The organism is Desulfitobacterium dichloroeliminans LMG P-21439 (assembly GCF_000243135.2).
Taxonomy (GTDB): domain Bacteria; phylum Bacillota; class Desulfitobacteriia; order Desulfitobacteriales; family Desulfitobacteriaceae; genus Desulfitobacterium; species Desulfitobacterium dichloroeliminans.
The window spans coordinates 152,378-176,173 of sequence record NC_019903.1 but is presented as its reverse complement, the minus strand read 5'-3'; the positions used below and the strand labels follow the sequence as shown (position 1 = coordinate 176,173).

The 23,796-nt window shown below is 44.9% G+C and carries 25 protein-coding genes and 1 other annotated feature; of the genes, 2 read left to right on the top strand and 23 right to left on the bottom strand.

The features are described from left to right. Window positions 1-35: 35 nt before the first annotated feature. The 17 genes from rpmI to DESDI_RS00775 all read right to left on the bottom strand — a co-directional run bounded on the left by rpmI (window position 36) and on the right by DESDI_RS00775 (window position 12,780). Window positions 36-233, bottom strand: coding sequence for a 50S ribosomal protein L35 (gene rpmI, locus DESDI_RS00855; protein ID WP_015260741.1), 198 nt, complete (start codon window positions 231-233; stop codon window positions 36-38). Window positions 234-252: 19 nt separating this feature from the next. Next, window positions 253-768: a translation initiation factor IF-3 gene (infC, locus tag DESDI_RS00850; protein WP_041219186.1), complete on the bottom strand. Its 516-nt coding sequence runs from the start codon at window positions 766-768 to the stop codon at window positions 253-255. A gap of 23 nt (window positions 769-791) precedes the next feature. Continuing rightward, window positions 792-925: a sequence feature (ribosomal protein L20 leader region), on the bottom strand. A 156-nt stretch (window positions 926-1,081) separates the two neighbouring features. Further along, window positions 1,082-2,014, bottom strand: coding sequence for an ABC transporter ATP-binding protein (locus DESDI_RS00845; protein ID WP_015260739.1), 933 nt, complete (start codon window positions 2,012-2,014; stop codon window positions 1,082-1,084). A gap of 11 nt (window positions 2,015-2,025) precedes the next feature. Continuing rightward, the gene (locus DESDI_RS00840; protein ID WP_015260738.1) at window positions 2,026-2,862 is read right to left on the bottom strand and encodes an ABC transporter permease; all 837 of its coding nucleotides are present in this window, start codon (window positions 2,860-2,862) and stop codon (window positions 2,026-2,028) included. Continuing rightward, a complete protein-coding gene (locus DESDI_RS00835; RefSeq protein ID WP_015260737.1) occupies window positions 2,863-3,402 on the bottom strand; it encodes a nitrous oxide reductase accessory protein NosL in 540 nt (179 codons plus the stop codon). After that, a complete protein-coding gene (locus DESDI_RS00830; RefSeq protein WP_015260736.1) occupies window positions 3,399-4,904 on the bottom strand; it encodes a NosD domain-containing protein in 1,506 nt (501 codons plus the stop codon). The genes DESDI_RS00835 and DESDI_RS00830 overlap by 4 nt, the downstream gene beginning before the upstream one ends. Then, window positions 4,885-5,484, bottom strand: a complete 600-nt coding sequence (locus DESDI_RS00825) for a hypothetical protein (protein ID WP_015260735.1) — start codon at window positions 5,482-5,484, stop codon at window positions 4,885-4,887. The genes DESDI_RS00830 and DESDI_RS00825 overlap by 20 nt, the downstream gene beginning before the upstream one ends. A 101-nt stretch (window positions 5,485-5,585) precedes the next feature. After that, window positions 5,586-7,496 carry a Sec-dependent nitrous-oxide reductase gene (gene nosZ, locus DESDI_RS00820; RefSeq protein ID WP_015260734.1) on the bottom strand — a complete coding sequence of 637 codons (1,911 nt, stop codon included), beginning with the start codon at window positions 7,494-7,496 and terminating at the stop codon, window positions 5,586-5,588. Window positions 7,497-7,537: 41 nt separating this feature from the next. Then, window positions 7,538-8,077 (bottom strand): cytochrome c, encoded by a 540-nt coding sequence (locus tag DESDI_RS00815; RefSeq protein WP_015260733.1) that lies wholly within the window; start codon window positions 8,075-8,077, stop codon window positions 7,538-7,540. Between the two features lie 38 nt (window positions 8,078-8,115). Beyond that, a complete protein-coding gene (locus DESDI_RS00810) occupies window positions 8,116-8,511 on the bottom strand; it encodes a cytochrome b family protein (RefSeq protein WP_015260732.1) in 396 nt (131 codons plus the stop codon). Between the two features lie 14 nt (window positions 8,512-8,525). Further along, the gene (locus tag DESDI_RS00805) at window positions 8,526-9,164 is read right to left on the bottom strand and encodes a cytochrome b N-terminal domain-containing protein (protein ID WP_015260731.1); all 639 of its coding nucleotides are present in this window, start codon (window positions 9,162-9,164) and stop codon (window positions 8,526-8,528) included. Between the two features lies 1 nt (window position 9,165). Then, window positions 9,166-9,615 carry a QcrA and Rieske domain-containing protein gene (locus DESDI_RS00800; protein WP_015260730.1) on the bottom strand — a complete coding sequence of 150 codons (450 nt, stop codon included), beginning with the start codon at window positions 9,613-9,615 and terminating at the stop codon, window positions 9,166-9,168. Beyond that, window positions 9,605-9,832 (bottom strand): hypothetical protein, encoded by a 228-nt coding sequence (locus DESDI_RS00795; RefSeq protein WP_015260729.1) that lies wholly within the window; start codon window positions 9,830-9,832, stop codon window positions 9,605-9,607. Before DESDI_RS00795 ends, DESDI_RS00800 begins: the two co-directional genes overlap by 11 nt. A gap of 34 nt (window positions 9,833-9,866) precedes the next feature. After that, window positions 9,867-10,226, bottom strand: a complete 360-nt coding sequence (locus DESDI_RS00790; protein ID WP_242825422.1) for a c-type cytochrome — start codon at window positions 10,224-10,226, stop codon at window positions 9,867-9,869. 127 nt (window positions 10,227-10,353) lie between these two features. After that, window positions 10,354-10,794 (bottom strand): DUF4418 family protein, encoded by a 441-nt coding sequence (locus tag DESDI_RS00785; protein WP_015260727.1) that lies wholly within the window; start codon window positions 10,792-10,794, stop codon window positions 10,354-10,356. A 65-nt stretch (window positions 10,795-10,859) separates the two neighbouring features. After that, complete coding sequence (locus tag DESDI_RS00780; protein ID WP_015260726.1) at window positions 10,860-11,567, bottom strand: ABC transporter ATP-binding protein; 708 nt, start codon at window positions 11,565-11,567, stop codon at window positions 10,860-10,862. A gap of 13 nt (window positions 11,568-11,580) precedes the next feature. Then, complete coding sequence (locus DESDI_RS00775; protein WP_015260725.1) at window positions 11,581-12,780, bottom strand: ABC transporter permease; 1,200 nt, start codon at window positions 12,778-12,780, stop codon at window positions 11,581-11,583. 421 nt (window positions 12,781-13,201) lie between these two features. Between DESDI_RS00775 and DESDI_RS00770 the strand changes: the two genes are divergently transcribed. Continuing rightward, complete coding sequence (locus tag DESDI_RS00770) at window positions 13,202-13,762, top strand: hypothetical protein (RefSeq protein WP_015260724.1); 561 nt, start codon at window positions 13,202-13,204, stop codon at window positions 13,760-13,762. On the opposite strand, the gene DESDI_RS00765 is transcribed toward DESDI_RS00770, so the two are convergent. The 4 genes from DESDI_RS00765 to DESDI_RS00750 are packed head-to-tail and all read right to left on the bottom strand — an operon-like array spanning window position 13,759 to window position 18,107. Next, window positions 13,759-15,147 (bottom strand): sigma-54-dependent transcriptional regulator, encoded by a 1,389-nt coding sequence (locus tag DESDI_RS00765; RefSeq protein ID WP_015260723.1) that lies wholly within the window; start codon window positions 15,145-15,147, stop codon window positions 13,759-13,761. The two genes, DESDI_RS00770 and DESDI_RS00765, sit on opposite strands and share 4 nt — an antisense overlap. Further along, a complete protein-coding gene (locus tag DESDI_RS00760) occupies window positions 15,140-16,438 on the bottom strand; it encodes a sensor histidine kinase (protein ID WP_015260722.1) in 1,299 nt (432 codons plus the stop codon). Before DESDI_RS00760 ends, DESDI_RS00765 begins: the two co-directional genes overlap by 8 nt. 5 nt (window positions 16,439-16,443) lie before the next feature. Continuing rightward, a complete protein-coding gene (locus tag DESDI_RS00755; RefSeq protein ID WP_242825421.1) occupies window positions 16,444-17,433 on the bottom strand; it encodes a uroporphyrinogen decarboxylase family protein in 990 nt (329 codons plus the stop codon). Window positions 17,434-17,450: 17 nt separating this feature from the next. Beyond that, on the bottom strand, window positions 17,451-18,107 hold the full coding sequence (locus tag DESDI_RS00750) for a cobalamin B12-binding domain-containing protein (RefSeq protein ID WP_015260720.1): 657 nt from the start codon (window positions 18,105-18,107) through the stop codon (window positions 17,451-17,453). Between the two features lie 219 nt (window positions 18,108-18,326). Here DESDI_RS00750 and DESDI_RS00745 point away from each other — a divergent pair, with 219 nt between their 5' ends. Beyond that, window positions 18,327-19,316, top strand: a complete 990-nt coding sequence (locus tag DESDI_RS00745; protein WP_015260719.1) for a diaminopimelate dehydrogenase — start codon at window positions 18,327-18,329, stop codon at window positions 19,314-19,316. Window positions 19,317-19,577: 261 nt separating this feature from the next. Here the strand turns inward: DESDI_RS00745 and DESDI_RS00740 are convergent, their stop codons facing one another. Both DESDI_RS00740 and thrS read right to left on the bottom strand, forming a co-directional pair. After that, window positions 19,578-21,590, bottom strand: a complete 2,013-nt coding sequence (locus tag DESDI_RS00740; RefSeq protein ID WP_015260718.1) for a methyl-accepting chemotaxis protein — start codon at window positions 21,588-21,590, stop codon at window positions 19,578-19,580. A 220-nt stretch (window positions 21,591-21,810) separates the two neighbouring features. Then, a complete protein-coding gene (gene thrS / locus DESDI_RS00735) occupies window positions 21,811-23,727 on the bottom strand; it encodes a threonine--tRNA ligase (RefSeq protein ID WP_015260717.1) in 1,917 nt (638 codons plus the stop codon). Window positions 23,728-23,796 lie beyond the last annotated feature (69 nt).

Genomic DNA, 23,796 nt, shown 5'->3' with positions numbered 1-23,796 from the left:
AGCGAAGACCTCCTTACATGTTATTAATGTTGAACTTATAGATAAGCGATCATACGGGCAATGCGTTTAGCATCGGTTTTGTGCATAATAGTCCCTTTACGAAGAGCACGTTTACGCTTAGGAGATTTCTTCTCCAGAATATGGCTTGTAAAAGCATGATGGCGAACAATTTTACCGGTACCTGTTTTCTTAAAACGTTTCGCGGCACCGCGATGTGTTTTCATTTTTGGCATTGGGATATCCCCCTCTCGTTTAGTCGTGTTTCAGAGGCGTTAAAATCATAATCATATTGCGTCCTTCAAGCTTGGGATCACGCTCTATATTAGCCTCGGCTTTACAAAACTCAGCTAGACGCAGGCATAAGACCCGTCCTAATTCCGGATGGGTAATCTCCCGACCGCGGAACATAATCGTGACCTTTACCTTATCTCCATCAATTAAAAAGCGTTGGGCGTTGCGTGCTTTTGTTTCGAAGTCATGGTCCTCAATGTTAGGGCGAAGCTTAACTTCTTTGATTTCCATGGTCTTCTGTTTTTTACGGGCTTCCTTATCCCGTTTGGCCTGCTCATATTTGAACTTGCCATAATCCATGATCTTACAAACAGGAGGTTTAGCAGTTGGGGCAATTTCCACTAAGTCTAGAGATTTTTCCACAGCCATCTGTTGAGCATCTCTAAGCTGAAGAATACCCAATTGCTCTCCCTCTTCCCCGACAAGACGAACCTCCCGGGCCCGGATTTCATCGTTAATCCGTAAATCCTTGCTAATAACGAACCACCTCCAAATAAAATCAAAAACAAAAAAGACGGGCAGAGATCCACCCGTCTTCTAACAAATCGTGAGCAAGCAAATTAAGCTCAGGACCCGAAGATACCTCATCGACTCTAGCCATGAGGTGAGAAGCGGATGGCTTCTACTTGAACATTATCATTATAATGATTCTCAATCTTTTTGTCAAATATTATATTTTAATTTTCCTTTTAGTGATATTGTTTGTTAACCTTTTAAATTTCTCAATTGAAAAACTTATTTCTACCTCTATCACTTTGAGGTATAAAAGTTAGTTTTAATTTGTTTCTACTCAGTAATTTACTAAGCTAGCTGCTTCTTTCATTATATTCTGGTAAATACTATCGAGTCCCGGTTCTTCCAAGCGCAGATCTTTTACTTTCAATACTCCATCCATTACAGCTGCTATGATTTGCGTTTTTTTATCTTTTGGGCAATCAATATATATGGTTTTGCCTTCAAAATGAAAGGTTTCGACTCCCTTTTCTATGAGTATCCGCTCTAAATCAACTGGAATTATAGAAAGGTCAATTTCAATTTTCGTCGGCAACCCTAATCTGTCCTGCAATCCTGCCAAAGTACCTTGAGCAATAATTTCTCCGCGATTCATGATGCCAATCTGCTGCGCCAGTTCTTCGGCATCATTCAGGTTATGGGAGGAAAATAAAATGGTTGTGCCTTCCTTGTTCCAATTCCTAATCATTTCTTTTAATTCCGATATGCCAATAGGATCTAGCCCTGTCGTCGGTTCATCCAGCACAAGCAGATTAGGCTTATGGATAATCGCCTGGGCCAAACCCAATCTCTGCTGCATTCCTTTGGAAAAAGCCCCCACTCTGCGGTGTCTTGCTTCACTTAAGCCGACTTGCTCCAGCACCTCGTCACAGCGTTCTTTTGATATACCTTTTAATTTAGCATAAAATGTTAGGGTTTCCCAAGCCGATAAATTGTCATAGAAATTCATTCTTTCCGGCAAATAACCTACCCTTTTCTTTATCTCCTTATTCTTGGCGTCATAATTAAACCCTTCAATTTCAATTATTCCTACCGAAGGCTTCACTAACCCTAAAATCATTTTTATTAATGTTGATTTTCCAGCCCCATTGTGCCCTAACAAAGCATAGATTTCCCCTTTTTCGATAGCTAAATCAATATCTTTGACCGCTTGAAATTGACCATAAAACTTTTCGGCATGTTTCACTTCTAAGGTATGAAAAACTTCCATAGGCTCCCCTCCTAATAATCCTGTCTACGGCTAAAAAGTATTGCCGCAAGCAGAAGAGGTATGATCATCCAAAAAAGGAGGGCCCCATATAATATTAGTACCCCAGAGCCCTGGGTGAACATCCTCGTTAAAGCTACCAAGGTGGGACCAAAGGTTTCCTCACCGCCAAGCTGCAAGATGACCAGTACGCGCACCATATCGGCCGGATTGGCCAGCAGGAGCACCAGTAACAATGGTATAATAACGGATACATTGGACAATCCCGCAACCCCAATGGCTAAAAAATCGTAAACTAAAATCATTAAAAACCAAACAAAAATCCCTAGGCCCATTCCTTGAGCTCTTCTTGACACAATGACAGATATAAGTATTGCTATACTGAGAAATATGAGGGCCAGAATCATCGACAAGACCACAAACATAAGATAATCCTTGATGTTAATAGCCCCTGTTTTCCAGGCTATCACTACCCCTGCCCCTCCAAAGCCAATTAAAATGGAAGCAATTAAGGCCAAAGCTAAGCCGCCAAACTTACCAATAACCACTTCAGCTTTATTGATTGGCTGGGTAAGCAGAACGTGGAGGGAACCGGCCTCTTTTTCACCGGCAACTGTCGCTGAACCCATCACTAAGGCAATCAAGGGCAGCAAATATAGCACAAGATTCAAAAGGCTTGCCGTAACCCGATTAAATCCCTGTTGCCCCCCCATTCCCAAGCTAGACAAACCAAAAAAGGAAACCAGGAGGGCAATTAAAGCAAAGACAACCGTAAATGTTCCCAGCCATTTGCTGCGTATCGCTTCCAATAATTCTTTTTCTGCTATGGTTACTACATTGACCAGCCGCATCTAATTCCCCCTTTTTTCCTGCTTCTCCCCTGTCTCCAAGTTTTGGGCACCGAATTCTTCCTGATTAAATTCAATATCCAGGCCGATGGTTAAGGGCTCACTCAGTAATTGCTCCCAGGTCAGCTGTTTCCCCCCCACTTCTTCGGTAAATTTCCGGGCCGACTCTTCCGTGGCAAAGGCTACGATCCCGAAGCTCATCGGGGTATCGATCTGGCCCTGTACATAAAAGGCCTCTTGGGCACCGATCCATTCCAGACTTTCAAAATCCTTCACATAAGACGCCAAGATACTATCTTTTGCTGCTGTTTCCATCTTGCGCATAAGAATAGACAGGCATCCAATATCATCACAAATCTCAACTTGTCCTTGGGTATCAATAATCTGGGCTGCGAAGTGTTCATCGATCACACTCATTCTACAGACAGGACAAATATCGATGGTCGGATCTATCTCCTGAGGAGTCCCCAGAGCTTCTGCCGACAAACATCCTGTAAGAGCTAAACACCATAAAGTGAGCAGAACCATTATCTTGCGCTTCATTTTCGGCCTCCTCTCAGAAAATCATCCACTAGTTTAATACCTTGAGAACTTGTTCGAAACGCTCGGGCAACGATTAGTCCGGCAATGAAGAGCATAAGTAAGGAATACGCACCAAAGACTTTATTGGAAACTTGATTCTTTTCGATTTGAAAATAGGTCATCGCCTCTATCTCTACAGGTTTAATCAAGGGATATAAATCTTTAGCCTTCGGAATTTCGATAACCGGAAACATGTTTTCGGCAAACTCCAAAGCAGTGGCAGCCGGGCTGTTTAAGAAGAGACGTACGGCGGGTGTTTTATTCATTAAATAGGTGAAAATATCGCCCGTAAGGTACGGATTATCACCTATGCCGTTTTGATCCAGATCAAAACCACGATAGTCATTCCAGTAGTTTCCCACCTCATCAGCATAGAACACATTCCCTTCCCCGACTTTTCCTGCGCGAAAGGCGATTTGCTCCATATTGTCCACAAAGTTGTTTTTGGCAAAGGTATTGAATCCCGAACTGGAAATTAGATCAATGCCAATATCATTAGAGGCCACTAAATTATTGCGAAATGTATTATGATAGGATACATCAAAGAGGGCCCCTCTGGTATTACCAAAGATAATGTTCCCTTCAGCCAGACCATCGTTGCAGTTGGAAAACAGTATTCCAAAAGAGCGATGACCGCGGTTATAAGCAAAGACATTCTTGCGAAAGGTTATTCTTTTCGAATACATGGGAGCCGCCCCTGCTACATTATGGGTAGCCACATTCCCTTCAAAGTAATTATCATCGGAATACATATAGTGAATGGCATAGCGCACACCGTCAATGGCATTATGCAAAAGACGATTGTTATGGGCATAGTTGAAATATATTCCATCCCTGGTATCGGTAATATCGTTATTCTCGATCAAGTTATTCGATGCGGCAAAAAGATGGATCCCATCCCCGCCTTCCCCTTCAAAGCTCGGCAGAATATCATAGGTACCCGCCTCGCCGGTTTCTTTTTCCTGTGAAGCATCCAGCTTGTTTTTGGCAGGTCTGCCGATAATTGTATTATTGCGAAGGGTATTGTTTTCTGCCTTCAAAAGATAAATTCCAAATAAGTTATTGTTAATCATATTATCTTCAATCACATTGTCAGCGGAATGAATTTTTATCCCCGCATCGGAATCCTGCAATCTTTTGCCGCTACCCGTGACTTGAAACCCTTTAAAGGTCACCCCATCAGCTCTAAGGCTGACTACATCCCCTTCCCCACCCCCATTAAGGATTGGTGTGCCGACCCCGATCAAGGCTACGGCCTTATCAATATCAATTTTTCCTACATAGGTCCCGCTATAGACATTGACGGTATCCCCGGGAGTAGCCCTTTCCAAAGCAGCTTGAATACTCTCTGCCGAGCCGCCACCCTTAACCTCCAGGGTAGCGGCTTGAACTGCCGCCGGGATAACCCAGAGGAAGAAAACCACACTCAGCCAAAAGCATCTTCTATTCCTTTTGTTTTTCATGTTCCTTAAACCTCCAAGCTGCCAACAGCATCAAGATAATGCTCAGTCCGAGTAAGTAGCCGCCTGAATTGAAGCCGGTATAGGTGATAAAATTAGCAAGCTGATTCTGACCGATAATCGGAGGGGTAAAGGGATCAATTTTAATCGCCGCCATGGGATCCAATTGCGTTCCGTAATTACGCAACCAACGCCACAGATCGTACACCCCAAGGGCCCCTCCGATGGAGGCCAACCCGGCGGCAAGCCAGGCAAACCACCCTTTTTTCAACAAAGCCGTAAGCAGAGCCAAGCCGATAATGACATAGGCTACTATAGGAATGACTTGAAATTCCGGAAAGTCATCTTCGGTAATCCACTTCATGCCGATATAGTGATTGATATTGTTGATAATATCGATGCGCCCATCAAGCTTATCAGGATAGACAATCACGGATAAGCCTTCCGGATACTGGGGGGCGACCAGATCTAAATGCCACCAAGGCAGAAAAAGAGAAGCAAAAAGCAGCACGCCTGCCAGACAAAACATAATCCTGCCGGTGGTGCTTAGATTCCCTTGTAATATTTTTTTGAAAAAACTCATCCCGACCACCACTTTCATTCAATTAGCGAGAGGGGTCCGGCCCTTTAGCCGGGCCCTCTCTACCCATTTATTTACATTTTGGAGCCACCTTTGTCGAACGATTAAGTCTTTTGTTGACCCTTTGGTTTGACGATAAACCAACCCTGCATTTCCTGATGGAGCGCCGAGCAGAAGTTGGTACAATAGAAGGGATAGACTCCCGCCCTATCGGCAACAAATTCAAATTTCTGCGTTTCTCCAGGTTGGACCTCCATATTGAGGTCATACCTGGTAATACCAAATCCATGGGTAATATCTTCGTCAAAATCTGTATTTGTCACATACCAGGTCACATGATCCCCTTCATTGACCTCCACATGATCAGGGTAATAACGGCTGCGGAAGGACATTTGATAAATTGTGACATTGTTACCGTCCCGTTCTATCCGGGCATTTTCCTTTTCATAAACAGCGCCCAGTCGGTTGGGATCCTTCTCGAATACCTCAAAGGTTTTAATCTTATCGGCTTTGATCATCTGAGCAAAGTGAGGTTCAGGGTCTGTAGGAACATCCATCAAAATTTTCATCTTATCTGTGGTTAAATCGATCAGCTGGGCACTCTCCGGATGGGAAGGGCCAACAGATAGGAATTTGTCCTTGGCAAGCTTATTCAGAGATACCAAATACTTGCCGTCAGGATCAACAGTATCTCCCTCAGCAGCACACAGATGCCCAGGACAGTAGTGAACTGGAGTTACATCGACAATTTCAAAGGTGTCAAGACTCCATTTAGCAATGGTACTGTCAATAAATAAAGTAGTATAGGCATAACCGTTACCATCAAATTGAGTATGCAAAGGTTCTAAGCCCACAGGCACTTCCGCCACACGAACTTTCTCATAATTTATAATCGGAAAGCCTCGTTCTTCGCCTTGAAAATCCTTGTTGTTGACGCATTCCATAAATTTCTCAAAACTAAACACGGTGGCTACCGGCGCAACCTTGCCGTTGGCTACAATATATTTGCCATCCGGTGTTACATCGACGCCGTGAGGGCTCTTCATAGCCGGAATCAGGTAGATAGAACCGGGGACATCCAGAGGATCAATCATTTTGACCCCTTCTACCATTTCGAACTTTCCTTCATTAGCTGCTTGTTCCAACAGCTTCCAGTTTAAAGCGACGACATAGTCCATCTCCCGCTGTGAGGCATTAACCTCTAGCAATTCGTAAGCTTCTTCAGTATTATAGGTTGTTAAAAATGCCCAACCCTCGCTGTCCAGCTTACCTGCATCGGATAAATCGTAAGACCAGGGAGGTAATAATACTTCCCAGCCAATGTTCATCTCGCCGCTTTCCTGATTGATGGCTATGGCCGCCAGAACTCCCTTATAATCCTTGGAATAGTTTTCAATGGGTGAATAGGTACCATAAGGTATCGGTCCGGCAAAGCGGGAGCCCATCATAAAGTATTCTGAATTCGGGGTCATAAACACCGCACTGTGAGGTCCATAAATATTGGGAACCTCTAAGATCTGACTGGTTCGGAAAGAATCCAGATTAATTCGGGCTGCCCGGCTGTTGGCATTATCATTGACAAAGAGCCAGCGCCCGTCATAATCCCCACCTGTTTCACTCAAAGCAGGGTGGTGGACATCTCCCCAACTCCATTCCCCAAGCATTTCCTTAGATTCTGCTGTCCAGCCATAGCCCACGGAAGACTCCGGTGTGAATACCGGAATCGTACGGATCCGCCGCATGGAGGGGACACCATAGACAAAAACATTGCCGGAATGGCCCCCTGAAGCGAACATATAATACTCATCCAACTGACCGGGCGGTACATAAGTCTTCAGAGCCGCTTGCACGATATCATCAGACACCCCATCTACCGATATATTCGCCGCTCCGCCTAAGGTAGCTTCTGAACCACCGGCTGGGTTAAGCTGTGTCGATAAATAGACCGCAATTACCAAACCAACCAGCAACCCGGCTAAAGATAATACAACCTTTTTGAAAAGATCCTTATCCATTAATTAATACCTCCTTGAAATTCGGTTCTAAATATTAGGGTTTATTCACCACCGGTTTGCTCTTTACTCTCCGCTTCAGGTGCATCTGCGGCAGCCCCACCGCCGGCCTCAGTAAGAAGCTTAAGAATTTCAGCTTTTTCTTCCTCGGTAATTTCCATTCTGACGAACATCTCCGCCATAGTACCTTCCGGCTCCTTAAGGAATTCGGCAAGAGTCTTACCGAAACGTGCCGGTGCATCAGCGTACGCCTTGGTCAAATCCGGTCCTGTCACACCGCCGGTTATTCCGTAATAGCTTACTTCATGACATTGGGTGCAGCCCTTTTTTAAAAAAAGTTCCCCTTTATTCGCTGCCGTCGCCACCGCTGCGGGGTCCGTTCCGGCATTTTGGTTTCCGCCCGTAGTTTGCGGTTGCAAACCGGAGGCATAGATCATCTCGGATTCGCGATCAACAGGCATGGCATAACTGGGAGCGGCAATTACACTGCCTGTAATCCCCAGCAAAAAACCGATCCCCAGCCAGATACCAAAAAGTGAAAGCAACAAATGAGCTGAAAAGAAATCCTGACCTTTTCCCGTCATTGGTTCACCCCCTACATGTTTTCAATAGCAACTAACGGTTAAAAGTGTAAGGCGACGTAGGATAGAATCACCATCAAAATCAGGGTTATTTCCGTGCCGATAATAATCCAGGCCCTTGCTTCCGGCCGACGTGAACTGCTTCGATCCAACCAAGGCAGTAAAAATACCCCCATAACTAAAATCGCCGGAAGCAATAACCCCATCATTTGGGGTACAAGCTGGAGCAGACCGAACATCCAGAGGAAATACCAATCCGGGAGAATATGGGAGGGGGTCATCACCGGATTCGCCGGCGGCCCTAATTCCTTCGGCATTACACCAGCCATAAAAAGAACAAGCCCCAAAACCGCCAAGGCTACAGCTACTTCAGTGGTGAGATGATTCGGGAAAAAGGGTACATTTTTATCAATGGTTTTTCGTTTATCAACTTCCATTTCATCACCTCCTCTTATAACGGGCCGGAAATACCCTGTTTACGAATCATCAAAAAGTGGGCGATCAATAAACCTATGGTCAACACCGGCAGCACAACGATATGGATGATGAAAAATCTAATCAAGGTATAATCCGTAATCTTCGTCCCAGCCTGGCTCAACAGCAAAAGCTGATCACCTACGAGGGGAATCGAGCCTAGGATCTTTGTCCCGATAATTGCTGCCCAATAGCCTACCTGATCCATTGTCAATAGATAGCCAGTAAAGCAGAACAGGATGACAAAAATAAGGAGAAAAACGCCGACTACCCAGTTAAACTGACGGGGTGGTTTGTAGGATCCTGTAAAAATAACCCTCAGGAAATGACATACCACCATAATCAGCATCAGGTTGGCTGAAACATTGTGAATCGAGCGCAAAGCCTTACCCATAAAGACCTCATTATTGATAAACAATACACTCGAATATGCAGCCTCTATCGTCGGCTTGTAGTAAACTGCCAAGACAATCCCCGTGACTACCTGGATTAAGAACAACAAAAAGGTAATCCCCCCAAAGCAGAAGATGAAATTTCGGGCATGCTTAGGAACCGGATGCTCAGCAATGTCCCTGAGCATGTCTTTGACTTCAACCTCTTTATGCTCAAATGCCACCCTAAACAACCTCCTCCTGTATCATAACGTAACCATTTTCCACCCAAGCCTTGAGACGTGTTAAGGGCTTAGGCGGAGGACCTTCAATAACATTGCCCTCCTCATCAAAAATTCCGCCATGGCAAGGGCATTCAAATCGTTTCTCCGCCTCATTCCACATAACCGTACAGCCCAGATGGGTACATACCCTGGAAAATGCTTTATACTCATTGCCATTTCTAAAAATCATAGCGGGGAAGCCGTCATAGACGATTTCCTTCGGCTTTTCCAGTAAATCCTCTTCCTTTAGAATGGCCATTTTGGGAGGGATGGGCCTTAAGGCATTGGCGGGGCTGAGCATTTTACCGGCCGCAACCACCGGTGTCCCTATACTCAAGGCCAAAGGCACACCTGTCATAATACCCAGAAATCTGCGTCTGGTTAGCTTTATCTTTTCTTTGTTAGTCTCCATCTTCAGCGCCCCCTTTACGGTCAAGTACCAGAACTCGCCATGTATAGACGGAAAAAGCGGCTGCAAAACAAATCAATCCCACTAATATCGAAACCCAATAAGCATTTCCTGCCGTCCAGCTTCTGGCAATCATGACGAGAAGCGTTATTGAAGCCCACACTCCCAGTGCCAAAATCAGAAAACCTTCCTTATCGCCTTCTCCGCTAAATAAACTCATAACTGTTTCCCCCATTTCTCTTAAACCCTTTCCATTACTTGGGGTAAGCCTCTTCTAGATACTGAACGATCTCACCCTCCTCTTCCTCTTGAATAAAGGCACCATAGCCCTTCATCAATTCAATGATTTCCGGCCAGGCTAATGAACCTTGATAATTCTGAACCGTATCCATGGCATGGCAAGCTGTACAGGTCGATTGGAAGGTAAGATATCCTTCTTGCGCAGTATCTGCTTCTACCGGTGTTGGTACAGCATAGGTGCTAAAAAGGACAAAGCCAATTACTAATCCGACGACAACCATATTCAGCCCCAACACCTTGCTTAATTTATTGGCAACCAATCCCCGCAAATTATTCACCCCCTTGTTTATCAAGGCTACTGAAAAATATGACAAGCAACGACTTCGCCTTCAGTGCTGCGTGTGGCTTAAGGCAGGCAATTGCCCGTGCAGTATCTTAAATTATTGAGCAAAACTTTTTGCTATGCCCTAGAACAGCCCATCTTTTCGGGGGCCTTGTTCGTCAGGCATTAATATCTTTGGAACTCGAAACTGGGACTTTATCTTGAAAAATTGCGACCAGCCCATCAACTACCGATAATCCTCCCAAAACATAGAGAAGCTTAGCTGTAGTATGGCATTCCATGGGATTCATGCAAACACCTATCCCTAGATTTGTCGGCAGAATAATAACAGCAATTCCCAAAAGCACCAAGACCCCGCCTAAGCTTTTTTGAGCAGGTAACGATTTGTTGAAAAAATAGATGAGCGAAACCAGAGTAATCAAGATGCCCAAAAAGATTTCCGCCTGACCGGTGTAGTGGCAACGCATATGAACCATCTTCCCGGAAGTTAACTCCAATAATCTTTGGCAAACCGGGACCAGCTGAAAGGGAGTCAAAGCGATTAATATTCCCAAGACTACACCCGAGCCGCCGATAACCTTTTGAAGCTTTCCATTCATAACTTCAACCTCCAAATTTTTTGATTACCCAGACCATAACCTCCGAAGATTTATAGTACCTAACTTTAAACAGATGCTATTTCTTTATCTAAGGCCTTTTCATGCAATTGCCCCTCGCTTAAGTTATAAACCTTTCCGGCATAAGTCGCTAAACCCGGATCATGAGTAGCAATGACGACTATTTTGTTCTTGGCTGCTTGCTGTCCCAGCCATTTCCCCACAAAGATCTTATTCCCTTCGTCAAGCTCTGCCGTCGGTTCATCAGCAAGAATCAGCTCCGGATCACTTACCATTGCTCTAGCCATAGCTACGCGACGCCTTTGGCCGCCGCTTAGCTGATAAGGTAAAAAATCAGCCCTATCCCCTAAACCCAGTTGTTCGAGCAAGGACTTAACGACCTTTTGCCCTGCCCCATTGTCTCTCTCCCTTCCTTTTTGGATCCAGAGAGGCAGTAATATATTCTCTTTGACCGTCAAAGTCGGAAGTAAGTAACACATCTGGAACATAAAACCTATTTTGCGATTCCTCAATTCCCCTAATTCCTTCTCTCCATAGTGGAGCAGTGAGTGCCCATCTAAATGCATCTCACCTTGAGAAGGCCTTAATAGGCAGCCTAGAATAAACAGCAGGGTACTTTTGCCACTACCTGAGGGTCCATAGATAGCCAGTGAATCGCCACTGTTAATGGTTAAGTGAATGTTGCACACGGGGGTAACGACCTCTCCGGCCCTGTCCTGATAGTGGTGGGTTACGTTTTTTAATACTATCTGCATTTTTACCTCCCTATTACAGCTCACCTTCAGTTAATGCAATTACCGGATCCAAGCGTGATGAACTCCTCGCCGGCCAAAAAGCGGCCAGGCAACTGATGAAAAGGATAAAAGCGACTACCCCCGCAAAGGCTATACCGAGCTGGGACGCCATGGGCAGCATAAAGGGAAAAGAACTGTGACTACTCAGAGATTTCGCCAGATAAAGCACCAAGCCATATCCGGCTAAACATCCGATGAAAGCAGCTGCCACACTACTGCAAAGGGTCTCAAGCATAACCAGCTTAAAGATGTTTTTTTTCTCGGTTCCCAGTGCCCGCAACAGAGCTAACTCCTGCTGCCTTTCCAAGACCAGTGATGAGTACCTTGATGACAGAGAAGCTATGGTGATGCCGCAATTAATCACAACCATCAAACGCAGTATCTCTTTAATCACCAGCAATTCTTCCTTCATCTCCGCAAATAAATTGCTCGCTGTCACTCCTTTGATGCCCAGGATCCTGTCAATATCCCTGGCCACCTGTCCCGAATCGATTCCGCTAGCAGTTTTAATCAGCACTGACGATATCAGCCCTTCCGGATCTCCAGCCTCTTGCCAATACTCCTGTAAGTACGGACTTGCCCCGGCCAGTCTCCGGGCTGTCGTGATGGGCACAAAGATCGTATCGTCAATGCTTCCTCCCAGCGGTTTCAGATAACCGGCTACATCAAAAGCCTCCGCTAGAATCACAACCCTGTCACCCAGAAAAGCAGGCACATTACCCCCGACGATAACCTCCGTTTCTTTTAAATCTCGACCCACCCCTTTCGCTAATAAATTCCGGACTAGAAAATCCGTTTGAGGGTCATAGCCTACTAACCGGTATTCTTCGGGAAGGCTGCAACAGCTTTGATTCAGTGTCTGACTGAAAAACTGCGCGGTAATTCCTTCAATACCGGGAATCTTCTCAATCTCCTCCAGCACCTTGGCATCCATGTAAATATTGGCGGGGGCTCCTGTAAAGAGGATCTGACCGGGTTCAAAGTGAGCATCCGCCGGTATTGCCATAACATCCGCACCCAGATTATCGACGGCACCTTGACCCGCCCTTTCAATGCCCCAGACCAAAAGTATTCCGGTTACCAGGGCAGCTGTACAAGCGGCGACCACAAATAGCGTCAGTCCTTGCTGCCAGGGTCGTCTTCTGATATTGCGCAAAATTAGCTTCCCAAACATTTAATCACCTCCAACTGTTCCATATTTGCAAATCATGGCCGCCCTCTTACCTGAGATATTGAGAAGGTTATTACTAGTTCAATTTGCAAATACCATGCCATGGAAAACTGTAGGCTGCCAACCTGTGGTTAAAATGTGATAAAAGTATGATTAAACTGTGATTGAGAGGATATTGCGAATATACTCTTGCCTCCGGGCGCTTAGAAATCGGGGCATAAATGTCCCACTCGCGTCCCTCAAATGTCCCTATTCTCACAATAGCAAACCCGAGGAAACCAGTGTTTCCCTAGAATCTGGTTGGTATGCTTTTTGCATTTACAATAGGTAGAAATAGGTCTTGGGACATTAAAAAAGCCCTTGCCTAGGAGCAAGAGCATTTTTGAGACCTGGTATGATTGTAATATGAAGGGAGTAGTTAATCATGAAAGGATTTCCCACTAAGGTAATACTCAGCATTGTAGCAAGCATTGCTTTACTAGCCGGTGGCTGCACCGGGAGCACGAAAACGGGCCAAGACTCTGCTTTATCTCCCAATCCATCTTTAGAGGGAAGGGAAGTTGAGGTTTATAGCCAAACCCTTGATCTAAACGAAATAGTTGATATGGAAACCATGAAGCTTAGGATCATCAATGTTAGCCTGGTCAGGAATACCGATCCTTCGGAAGATGCGCCACTTGGCAAAATTGCCCTCGGTATTGAAATTGGCAATACCTCTGAAATAGACCAAATACTTTACCCTGAGGATTGGGAAATGACCATCGACAGTGGGGAGATTACCAAACCTGATCTCACACTTACCTCAAGTCTCGGTGGTACTTATCCGCCTGCACGGGTTCAACAGGGTTTTATCACATTCCCCGTTAACGAAAAGGAGATCACCACTGTTAAAGAATTGAGCTTAAAGATCCCTTATAAGATTAATGAGGAGGGGGCACCCGGTACAAAAGAATTCACGATTTCTTTAGACGAGTTAAAATCTTAACTCATCGGCAAATCATACTTATTGATCAGCCGATGGATTGTTTTCCGGTCGATACCGGCTGATTTTGCCGCCTGCGTAATATTACCATTATGCTTATTTAAGAGCTCCTCAAGGTACTTTATTTCAAACCTCCTCAACCAAATATCTTTGGCCGCGTGAAAAGAAAGCGAACCCAAATCCTCCTGTTCAGTGAGGATTTCTTCTTGTCCATCGATGATCTTCTGGGGTAGATCACGGACCTCGACCAGCTCCGAGTCTGCTAAGGAAATAGCCCTTTCCACGACATTTCGCAGCTCGCGGATATTGCCCGGCCAGGGATATTCCCTCATTATCTTTAGGGCCTCAGGTGTGAATCCGGCCACTTTCTTGTTCATATCCTGGGCAAATTTCCTACAAAAATGATTAACAAGTAAGGGGATATCCTGCTGGCGCTCACGCAGGAGCGGTAGCTTCAAAGTAATGACATTGATTCGATAATAGAGATCTTCTCTAAACTCCTTGCGAAGAACTGCTTCCTCTAAATCACGGTTAGTAGCCGCGACAATTCGAATATCCACATTAATCAGACGATTACCGCCGACTCGTCTGATCGCTCGCTCTTCTAAGGTTCTTAACAACTTCGCCTGCATGGCGAGAGTCAGCTCCCCCAATTCATCTAGGAAAAGTGTTCCCCCATGAGCCATTTCCAATAATCCCTGCTTGGTAGTATTAGCTCCGGTAAAGGATCCCCTTTCATGGCCAAAGAGCTCACTTTCCAAAAGATTTTCCGGCAAGGAAGCACAATCCACCGGAATGAAAGGACCGGTGGAACGCCTGCTGTTTTTGTGAATAGCTCGGGCGATTACTTCTTTGCCGGTACCGCTTTCACCCAAAATAAGAATGGAAGCATCGCTGTTGGAAATCTTGCCGATTGTTGCAAAGATTCCTTGCAGCCCGCCCCGGGCACCGATAATATTATCGGTGTTAAGGCCCTCCTGTAGCTGGGCGCGGAGCAATTGGTTTTCCTCCGTTAAGGCGATGTGTTGAAGGGCTTTATTGATTGTCATCTGTAACTGTTCGATAGGGAATGGCTTGGAAAGGTAATCATAAGCCCCTTCCTTCATGGCTTGTACGGCGGAATCCACCGTAGCATATCCCGTGATGACAACTACTCTCGCCTGGGGGACACAGGCCTTAGCCTTCTCTAACACTTCAAAACCATCACATCCGGGCATTTTGATATCGGTTATAATCAAGTCCGGCTGAATTTTACAGATTTCCTCTATAGCTTCACAACCATCGTCAAAGGTTGTACAGTCGTAGCCCATGCGGTGGATAACCCTAGCACATGTTTCTAGCATATCTGACTCATCATCAATGACGACAATATGGCGCACCTTACCCATTCCGCTCACCTTCCTCATGCATAGGGGCACAGGGTAATATCATGCTAAAACAGCTGCCTTCACCGGGAGTGCTCGCCATCCTCAAAAAACCCTCATGCTCTTTCATAATCGTTAAGCTGATGGGCAGTCCCAGCCCCGTGCCCAATTCTTTGTCCTTTGTACTAAAAAAAGGATCGAAGATTGTATTCATTATTTCCTCCGGTATTCCCGTACCAGTATCGGCAACATCGATCTGAATAAGCTTCTGCTCGGAATCATGCTTAGCTGCAATCGTAATTTGTCCTCCTTTTGGTAGTGCATCCTTAGCATTGGTTAAGATATTGACCAGAACCTGTTCCAGTTGATCCCTATTACCCATGACTTGCGGCAGCGGATTCAGGTTTAAAGCAAGCATAATATCCTTCCTAGAAAATTGCCTTTCCAGCCAAGCCACTGTTTCCTTGATCAGTTTCTCTAAATTTACTAAACTCGTTTCATTTTTCGTTCTCCTGGAAAAGGATAGCAACCCCCGGGTAATATGGGCAATCCGGTCCGTATGCTTTTTGATAACCTGCAAATCTCTCACGACCTCCTCCGGTAATTCACTTTCCGGAGCCTCTAGGAGCAACCATTCTAATCTTGACAGGATTATCCCGATCGGATTGTTGATCTCATGAGTAAGATTAGCCGCTAATCTGCCGGCGGCAGCCAGGCGTTCCGAGTAGATCAGCTGCATCTGTGTCCTTTTCAATTCTTTAATAGTGCTCATCAATTCTGTATTCAGCTGGGTAATTTCATTGTTAGCATTTTCGAGATTTCTCTTTTCTTGAGCAAGATGATTAAGTAATTGGGATCTCTGGATGGTCGCCGCTACCTGATTGGCAATGGCCAGGAGCAATTCAAGCAAATCTCGGCTTAGTCCTTGCCTCCTCATGCTTTTAAGGGTAATCACTCCCAATACTTCCGTACCGGCAGTTAGCGGCACACAAATATGGGCCAGGTAAGTTTTCTGGCAGACCTTCCCTGTATAGCAAGGGCAGCTTTGATCTTGCTCTGCAAGCATGGGTAATTGATCCCTTAAAGCTTTGCAGCTACCTTCCTCTAAGGTACAGCAATTGGATTTTCCGGCAAACACATTGATATTACATTCAAAATCCGCAAAAATGTCTTCCATCTCTTTTTTAATCACCGGCAGCATTTCAGCAATATTTAATGGTAGAAAACCGGTTATATTGTTGATCTTATGGAGAGCAACAATCTGTTTCTTCAGTTGTTCTTCAGTAGATAAAGCCGTGTTATGATGCTGACCCATATTAATCACCTACCTTTAGCCCCTCGGACGAAGGCAGCAAGATTCTCCGGTTTTGAATCCAGCGGTATTTCACATCCGGAGCTTAAAATAAACCGCTTTCTGCCCATTGCCTGATGAATCAATTCTTGGCTCCGGCAAAATATATCCTTGGAGGATTTATTAATAAAGCTATATGGTTTAATATTACCGGCAATTGTCAGATTTTCTCCCCATTTCAATGCTTCCGTGAGGGGAACTTCATAATCTATACTTGCAATTTCTATTCCACATTGTCCATAATACGGTAAAAAACCTTGAGTATTTCCAGTAATCATCAACCAACAGGCCAATGCACCGGCCTCCCTGAAGTGAGCGAAAGTCTCGCGCAGGTGAGGCAAGAGATAGCGAACAAAAACCTCGCCGGGAATAATGCTTTCTGAAGCACTGGGATCGATAACTGCTGTCATATGAACACCATGGGCAAGTAAAGACATGCCAAATTTCTGGGAGATCTCGGAAGTGTATTTTATCACGTTTTCAAATTCACAAGGCGAATCAAGCAATAGATAAAGGAGCCTTTCCAATCCCATCAATTGGCTCGCGATGCTCATAGGCCCTAAGACAACTCCAACAATAGGCAGATGGTCTCCGAGCTCAGTCCTTAAGTATTCAGCTGCCCGCAATAATTCCGGCATCCTGCCGTCTTGGCGCGGATCAATAACCGGCAATTCCCTTAGCTGGCCGGGGTCCTCCAGTATATACTCTTTTAGATAAGGATAAGCATTTTCCGGAAAATACACCTTTGCCCCTAAGGCTTCCGCTTCGACACAATTATCTCCGTATACGAAAACGGCGTCATAATCGAATCGCTGTTGTGAGTTTAGCTGACATTGCCCTAGGACCTCTCCGTTTTGCAGGTATTGCCTTAACTTAACATCTGTTAAAAATGCTGCACCACCAAATACCAATGGCATGCAGAGAGTATCCTGAAAAGAATTACCTTTCAAAACAGCCATAAATCTTTGCAATCGATTCACTCTGCCACATTCCCTTCTAAAACCTGGAGGAATCTAATCAGTTCAAAAGCATCTTCCGCAATCATATCGACATTTAAATCTTCCTTTTCTACTTGCTTAACAGCAGCACCTCCGGCTATCACCATAGTATTCGTCATATTTTCTTCCAGCAGCAGCCTTTTAATCTCGCGAATGCTCGCCGCTGAAGAAAAAATCAAACTGCTCACCCCGATAAAATTCGCCTTCTCTTCTTTAGCTGTCACGACAAATTGGGCAGGCGGAATATCTTTACCCAAATCGATGACCTTATAACCTACCGTTCTTAAGAGGGTCACGACGATGTTTTTTCCCAGATCATGAATATCTCCTTGAATAGTGCCGATCACAAATACGCCCTTTTTCCCCATTGAACCAAACTCTGTTGGGGATTTCTCGATCTCCTGACAGACCACCTCATCCACGACTTCTTTCATAGCTCTTGCCGCTAACAATATTTCCAATAGATTAAATTGATTCAGATGGCATTTGGCATCTAAGGAATCTAAGGCCCTGGTTAATCCTTCGACTATTCGAGGTATGCTATGCCCACCGGCTAATAAACCTCTTGCGATAATAACGGATTCCTTAGCATTCCCTTGTATGACGTTTTCGACTAAATCAGCTACATTGTGCAAACCCTCACCTCCTTGTAAAATGCACAGCTTCCGATCAAAATTTGGCCCGCTCTGGGGTATTCTTATTCTCTCTATTCTCTCAAAAACGACTATACACCTCTATTTTAGTAAATACCAAGCAGTATAGAAAAAAATACTGTTGACCCACTTTATCAACAGTATTTTTACTTTTACGTATGCAATAACACGAGTTAGAATAGATACAAGGGGGAATCGTCAATGAATAAGATTAGAATTGGTATTGTCGGTTATGGAAACCTTGGAAAAAGCGTGGAGTTAGGAATTCGTCAAAATGAAGACATGGAGCTGGTGGGTATTTTTACACGGCGGAATCCTTCAACAATCGAAACCGTCACCAGGGCAGTCGCCGTCTACACAATGGACGAGGCTAAAAAAATGACGGAACAGATTGATGTTATGGTGCTTTGTGGCGGAAGCATGTCGGATCTGCCGTTTCAGGGGCCTGAATTTGCAAGTCTTTTCAATACCGTTGATGGCTATGATAATCACGCTCAGATTCCAGACTATTTTTCTGCCATGAATGAAAATGCTTTAGAAGCTCAAAAGATCTGCATCATCGCCGGCGGCTGGGATCCCGGAATGTTCTCGATTAATCGCTTATATGCCGAGGCTATCCTGCCGGAGGGCAATACTTATACCTTCTGGGGAAAAGGAGTCAGTCAGGGACATTCCGATGCCATCAGAAGAATTAAGGGAGTCATGAAAGGAAAACAGTACACCATTCCGATAGAAAATGCCATCGAAGCGGTTAGAAGAGGGGATAGGCCGGAGCTTTCGACGCGGGAAAAACATCACCGGGTGTGCTTTGTGGTTGCTGAGGAAGGAACCGATAAGGAGCAGATTGAACACGAGATAAAAACAATGCCCAATTATTTCGCGGACTATGACACAGAGATACATTTTATTACAGAAGAAGAACTGGAAAAAAATCACCCGGGTCTTCCTCATGGCGGCTTAATTATTCGTCATGGACGAACAGGTCTTCATGAAGAGCACAATCATGTCATCGAATATCAATTAGCTTTGGATTCCAACCCCGACTTCACAGCAAATGTCCTCGTTGCCTTTGCAAGGGCAGCACACCGGTTAAATCAAGAAGGAGTAGCCGGTGCCAAAACAGTAGTGGATATTGCCCCAGCTTATCTTTCAAGCAAATCGGCTGAAGAGCTTAGAAAATCAATTATTTGATGATTCACCAGAGCTCTAGCTCAGGCCTCACGAAGCGTAACCTTATTACACCAATTGTCTCTTGCCTGTGATCTCTTCTTGAATCATAGCAATAAACTCGGCCACAGAAAAACAAAGGCATCTAAGGTGGATTATAACCTAAAATAAGCGCCAATCCACTACAACTAAATGATAAAAAGCAAAACCCGCTAGCCCTTGACAACACAGAACTAGCGGGATTTTTTTAATTACTTCTAGTGTAAAACTAAGGCTTAACTAAAATTAAACTTTAAATTTATTGACTAGGCTTCCCAGCTTTTCTGCCCGCTCCTTTAAATTATCGCTTGCGCGAGCTATTTCGGACATGGAGGCTGTCTGTTCTTCTACTGAAGCCGATACTTCCTGAGTTGAAGCTGAATTATTTTCGGCGATAGTAGACAGGGTCTGCAAGGCCAGGAGAATAGCTCCCTTCATCTTGTCCATTTCATTCATTGATAGATTCAGGTTTTGAGTATTTCTTTGATTGTCCTCGGTCTCTTCCTGAATCTCCTGATAGGCCATCCGAATCTTCTCCACAGCCTTCTGGAGATCTTGGAGCTTGCCGATACTATTTTCGATGGTCTCCACCGTCTTATCTGAGCTCTCACTTAGCTCCTCAATCAAGTCGTCGATGGTTTTCGTTGAAGAATTTGATTCCTCGGCCAATTTGCGTATTTCATCGGCAACCACAGCAAATCCTCTTCCTGCTTCACCTGCGCGAGCAGCCTCAATCGCTGCATTGAGTGCCAATAGGTTAGTTTGCCCTGAGATGGAAGCAATTATTTTGCTCGATTCTCCAATCTTCGCAGTGCTTTGAGCGGTATGCAGAATTCCCTTTTCAACCTCTTTCATAGCTAGGTCAGTTTCATGATAGATTGCATCCAAGGCTCTGACTACATCCATTCCACTTTGAATGTTACCTACCACTTCAACCGCCGAATGACTTAGCTGCTCCATCAATTGGATATTTTCGTCGATTTTTCCTCCCAAGATTGTAGCATTATGAGAGCCACTCTCTATTTTTTCGGTTTGTTCCATTGCTCCAACAGCAATCTCTTCAATTGCCTTCGCCACTTCCTCAGAGGCTTGAGTATTTTGACGAGAAGTTTCTGCTAGTTCTTGGGACGATAAGAATAAATCATTGGCGGTATCTTTTAAATCCGTTAAGATCGTCCGGAAAGCCGCCACCATTTTATTTAAGGAGTCAGAAAGTTGTCCAAGCTCATCTTCACTGGCATTCTTGCAGATTACCGTGAAATCACCGCCCTCAACCTTTTTAATCGTAGCATTCAGACTCTGAATGGGTTTAAGAACCGTTCGGCGCAGGAATATAAAAATAAAGAGTGACAAAATGATCGCGATTATAACTGAAAGTACAACGATAACCCTATGGAACTGATCACTATAGCCTAAGATAACACTCCGATCAACTACTGCTTTTATGTAACCTTTAACTTGCCCCGAATAATCCTTAACAGGCATCAATAAGACACCCTTAGTCTTATCCTCGGAAATCAAGTTGATCATTTCTCCTGAGCTTATTTGTTCAATATAGGGCGCTTCCATCTTCCACTCATCCGTCTCCAGAGTAGCTGCAAGGTAGCCTTGCTCCGCTTCTCCTTTTTCGTTCTGAGCAAGGGCTGCTTCTGATAGGGTATAGATAAAATATTCACCAGCAAATCGATCCTTAAGGCTAGTCAGAAAAGCATCTCCAAAAGCACTTCCATATTCAACAGACCCGGTATGTACCCCATTGAAGTACATCGGGGCAACCACACGAAAACCGTAACCGCCAACCCCTTCTTCTAACCCCTCTACAACCTGGAGTTTTGCATTGGCTTCATTGACGGTAAAGCGAAATTCTTTTAAACTATCTCCGAATTTCTCAGGCATATGCAATCTCAAAAAGGCCGTAGAGTCTGGGAGATGAAACTGAATTTGCGATACTTCTCCTTTTAATGCCTCAAAGACCCCTTGCAGTTCCACCGTCAGCTGCTCACGGTCACGCTGGGCAAACAGCTCCTGTATCCTGCTGTTGTTAGCTATGGTTTGGACGGACATCCTCGAGCTGTCCAGTTGGGCCTCCATCTGGGAATCGACAGCCGCTCTAAGCAGTTGATTGTAATTTTGCTCGGATGAGTCAATGATTTTGGTCACATAGAAATTAACGATTAGGGAAAAAACAAGCAGTGCTCCAATTGTACAAATTCCAACCCCTAACATAGATTTAGATGCAATTTTCATCTTTTTGAACATCTCTTCAATCCCCCTCAGCAAATTATTAGCAGCATTCCCTCCAAGGATTCCCTGTGAATTAATTAACTAGTACAAGTATACCTCCACCTTTCCTTTTCGTAAATGAAATAAATGAAGTATTTGTCGAAATATTCATTTCCTTAGATTAATTTAAAAGAAATTAATCTAAAGGACTCAGCCATTGCAACCCTGGCTGAGTCCTCACTTATCGAAAAATTATTTACCCCAATTTAGTCTTATTCTTTATTTCCTCTTGAACCATAGCTATAAATTCTGCCATAGAGAGCTTTTCTCCAGCGTTCGATTGACCATAACGGCGGACGGCCACAGTGTCCGTTTCGGCTTCCTGGTCACCGACGACAAGAGCAAAGGGGACTTTATGGGTTTGGGCTTCGCGAATCTTGTAACTGATTTTCTCACGACGATCATCCACTTCAGCACGAATGTCGAGATCATTTAAGCGACGGAGCATGTCTTGGGCGTATTCCTCATGACGATCGCTAATGGGCAGGATACGGACTTGGACTGGAGCCAGCCAGGTGGGGAAGGCCCCTGCATGGTGCTCGGTGAGTAGAGCAATAAAGCGTTCAATACTTCCATAAACTACCCGGTGAATCATGACCGGACGATGCTTTTGTCCGTCTTCGCCGACGTAGGTGAGATCAAATTTCTCCGGCATTTGGAAGTCCAACTGAATCGTTCCACACTGCCAGGTCCGGCCTAAGCTATCCCGGAGATGGAAGTCGATTTTTGGTCCGTAGAAAGCTCCGTCTCCTGGGTTTATTTTATAATTAATCTTCTTAGCATCCAGCGCTTCCTGCAGCGCGTTGGTGGCCATTTCCCAAGTCTCATCCGCTCCCATGGAGTCTTCAGGGCGAGTGGAGAGCTCCACATGGTACTCGAAACCAAAAACCTTATAGAAATGATCCACGAGATCAATGACGCCAATAATCTCTTCCTTAATCTGGGAAGAAAGCATAAAGATATGGGCATCATCTTGGGTGAAGTTGCGCACCCGCAAGAGTCCATTTAAAGCACCTGATAGCTCATGACGATGAACTAAACCCAGCTCGCCCATTCTTATGGGGAGATCCCGATAGCTTCGGAGTCTTTGCTTATACATGATCATCCCACCGGGGCAGTTCATGGGCTTGACAGCATAGTCTTCCTCATCGATTTTAGTGGTATACATATTGTCTTTATAGTGATCCCAGTGTCCCGAATTTTCCCATAGATTGCGGCTGAGGATAATGGGAGTCTTAATCTCCTGATAGCCCCGACGCCGATGCTCTTGACGCCAGAAATCTTCCAATTGATTGCGCAGAACCATCCCCTTAGGATGGAAGAAGGGGAAACCCGGTCCTTCGTCGTGCAGACTGAATAGATCCAACTCCACACCCAGCTTGCGGTGATCACGGCGTTTTGCTTCTTCAAGCTTGTAGAGGTAATCATCTAGATCCTCTTTTTTAGCCCAGACCGTTCCATAAATCCGTTGCAGCATTTTGTTTTTCTCACTGCCCCGCCAATAAGCACCCGCTAAATTCATGAGTTTGAAAGCCTTCACCGCCCCTGTGCCTGGGATATGAGGACCGGCACAGAGATCTGTAAAGCTACCTTGAGTATACAGAGAAATAACTGCATCCTCCGGAAGACCTTCGATTAGTTCGACTTTATATTTTTCTCCTTTGGCACCGAAGTAATCAAGAGCCTCGCTACGCGAAACTTCCTTGCGCGCGTAGGCATTGTTTTCCTTGATTAAACGACGCATTTCGGCTTCGATCTTCTCCAAGTCATCCGGGGTAAATACATGCTCAGAATCTAAATCATAGTAAAACCCGTTCGCAATAGCTGGCCCAATACCAAATATCGTATCGGGGAAAAGGTTCTGCACGGCTTGAGCCATGATATGAGAGGTCGAGTGGCGCAGAACCTCGAGGCCTTCTTCACTATCAGCAGTAATAATCTCCACCCCAGCATCCTGGTGCAAGGGGAAGGATAAATCCTTTAGCACACCGTCCACTTTACCTGCTACAGCAGCCTTCGCTAATCCTCTGGAGATAGAGGCCGCTAATTCCATGAGACTCTTTCCGGCTTCGATCTCGCGAATCAAGCCATCTTTTAAAGTAATCTTTACCATCTTCATTAACTCCTTTTTTCAACTTTCTAACCTATCCATTTTAAGATTCTTCAGTAAAGTATCTATCCC

Bases quoted from the DNA above. Each gene is read 5' to 3' on its own strand.
- DESDI_RS00840 (WP_015260738.1), bottom strand. From the start codon at position 2,862: ATGCGGCTGGTCAATGTAGTAACCATAGCAGAAAAAGAATTATTGGAA.
- DESDI_RS00830 (WP_015260736.1), bottom strand. From the start codon at position 4,904: ATGAAAAACAAAAGGAATAGAAGATGCTTTTGGCTGAGTGTGGTTTTC.
- DESDI_RS00760 (WP_015260722.1), bottom strand. From the start codon at position 16,438: ATGGGTCAGCATCATAACACGGCTTTATCTACTGAAGAACAACTGAAG.
- DESDI_RS00845 (WP_015260739.1), bottom strand. From the start codon at position 2,014: ATGGAAGTTTTTCATACCTTAGAAGTGAAACATGCCGAAAAGTTTTAT.
- DESDI_RS00740 (WP_015260718.1), bottom strand. From the start codon at position 21,590: ATGTTCAAAAAGATGAAAATTGCATCTAAATCTATGTTAGGGGTTGGA.
- DESDI_RS00800 (WP_015260730.1), bottom strand. From the start codon at position 9,615: ATGGAGACTAACAAAGAAAAGATAAAGCTAACCAGACGCAGATTTCTG.
- DESDI_RS00745 (WP_015260719.1), top strand. From the start codon at position 18,327: ATGAATAAGATTAGAATTGGTATTGTCGGTTATGGAAACCTTGGAAAA.
- DESDI_RS00785 (WP_015260727.1), bottom strand. From the start codon at position 10,794: ATGAATGGAAAGCTTCAAAAGGTTATCGGCGGCTCGGGTGTAGTCTTG.
- DESDI_RS00795 (WP_015260729.1), bottom strand. From the start codon at position 9,832: ATGAGTTTATTTAGCGGAGAAGGCGATAAGGAAGGTTTTCTGATTTTG.
- DESDI_RS00765 (WP_015260723.1), bottom strand. From the start codon at position 15,147: ATGGGTAAGGTGCGCCATATTGTCGTCATTGATGATGAGTCAGATATG.
- DESDI_RS00780 (WP_015260726.1), bottom strand. From the start codon at position 11,567: ATGCAGATAGTATTAAAAAACGTAACCCACCACTATCAGGACAGGGCC.
- rpmI (WP_015260741.1), bottom strand. From the start codon at position 233: ATGCCAAAAATGAAAACACATCGCGGTGCCGCGAAACGTTTTAAGAAA.
- DESDI_RS00825 (WP_015260735.1), bottom strand. From the start codon at position 5,484: ATGAGTTTTTTCAAAAAAATATTACAAGGGAATCTAAGCACCACCGGC.
- DESDI_RS00775 (WP_015260725.1), bottom strand. From the start codon at position 12,780: ATGTTTGGGAAGCTAATTTTGCGCAATATCAGAAGACGACCCTGGCAG.
- thrS (WP_015260717.1), bottom strand. From the start codon at position 23,727: ATGGTAAAGATTACTTTAAAAGATGGCTTGATTCGCGAGATCGAAGCC.
- nosZ (WP_015260734.1), bottom strand. From the start codon at position 7,496: ATGGATAAGGATCTTTTCAAAAAGGTTGTATTATCTTTAGCCGGGTTG.
- DESDI_RS00835 (WP_015260737.1), bottom strand. From the start codon at position 3,402: ATGAAGCGCAAGATAATGGTTCTGCTCACTTTATGGTGTTTAGCTCTT.
- DESDI_RS00815 (WP_015260733.1), bottom strand. From the start codon at position 8,077: ATGACGGGAAAAGGTCAGGATTTCTTTTCAGCTCATTTGTTGCTTTCA.
- DESDI_RS00770 (WP_015260724.1), top strand. From the start codon at position 13,202: ATGAAAGGATTTCCCACTAAGGTAATACTCAGCATTGTAGCAAGCATT.
- DESDI_RS00810 (WP_015260732.1), bottom strand. From the start codon at position 8,511: ATGGAAGTTGATAAACGAAAAACCATTGATAAAAATGTACCCTTTTTC.
- DESDI_RS00755 (WP_242825421.1), bottom strand. From the start codon at position 17,433: ATGGCTGTTTTGAAAGGTAATTCTTTTCAGGATACTCTCTGCATGCCA.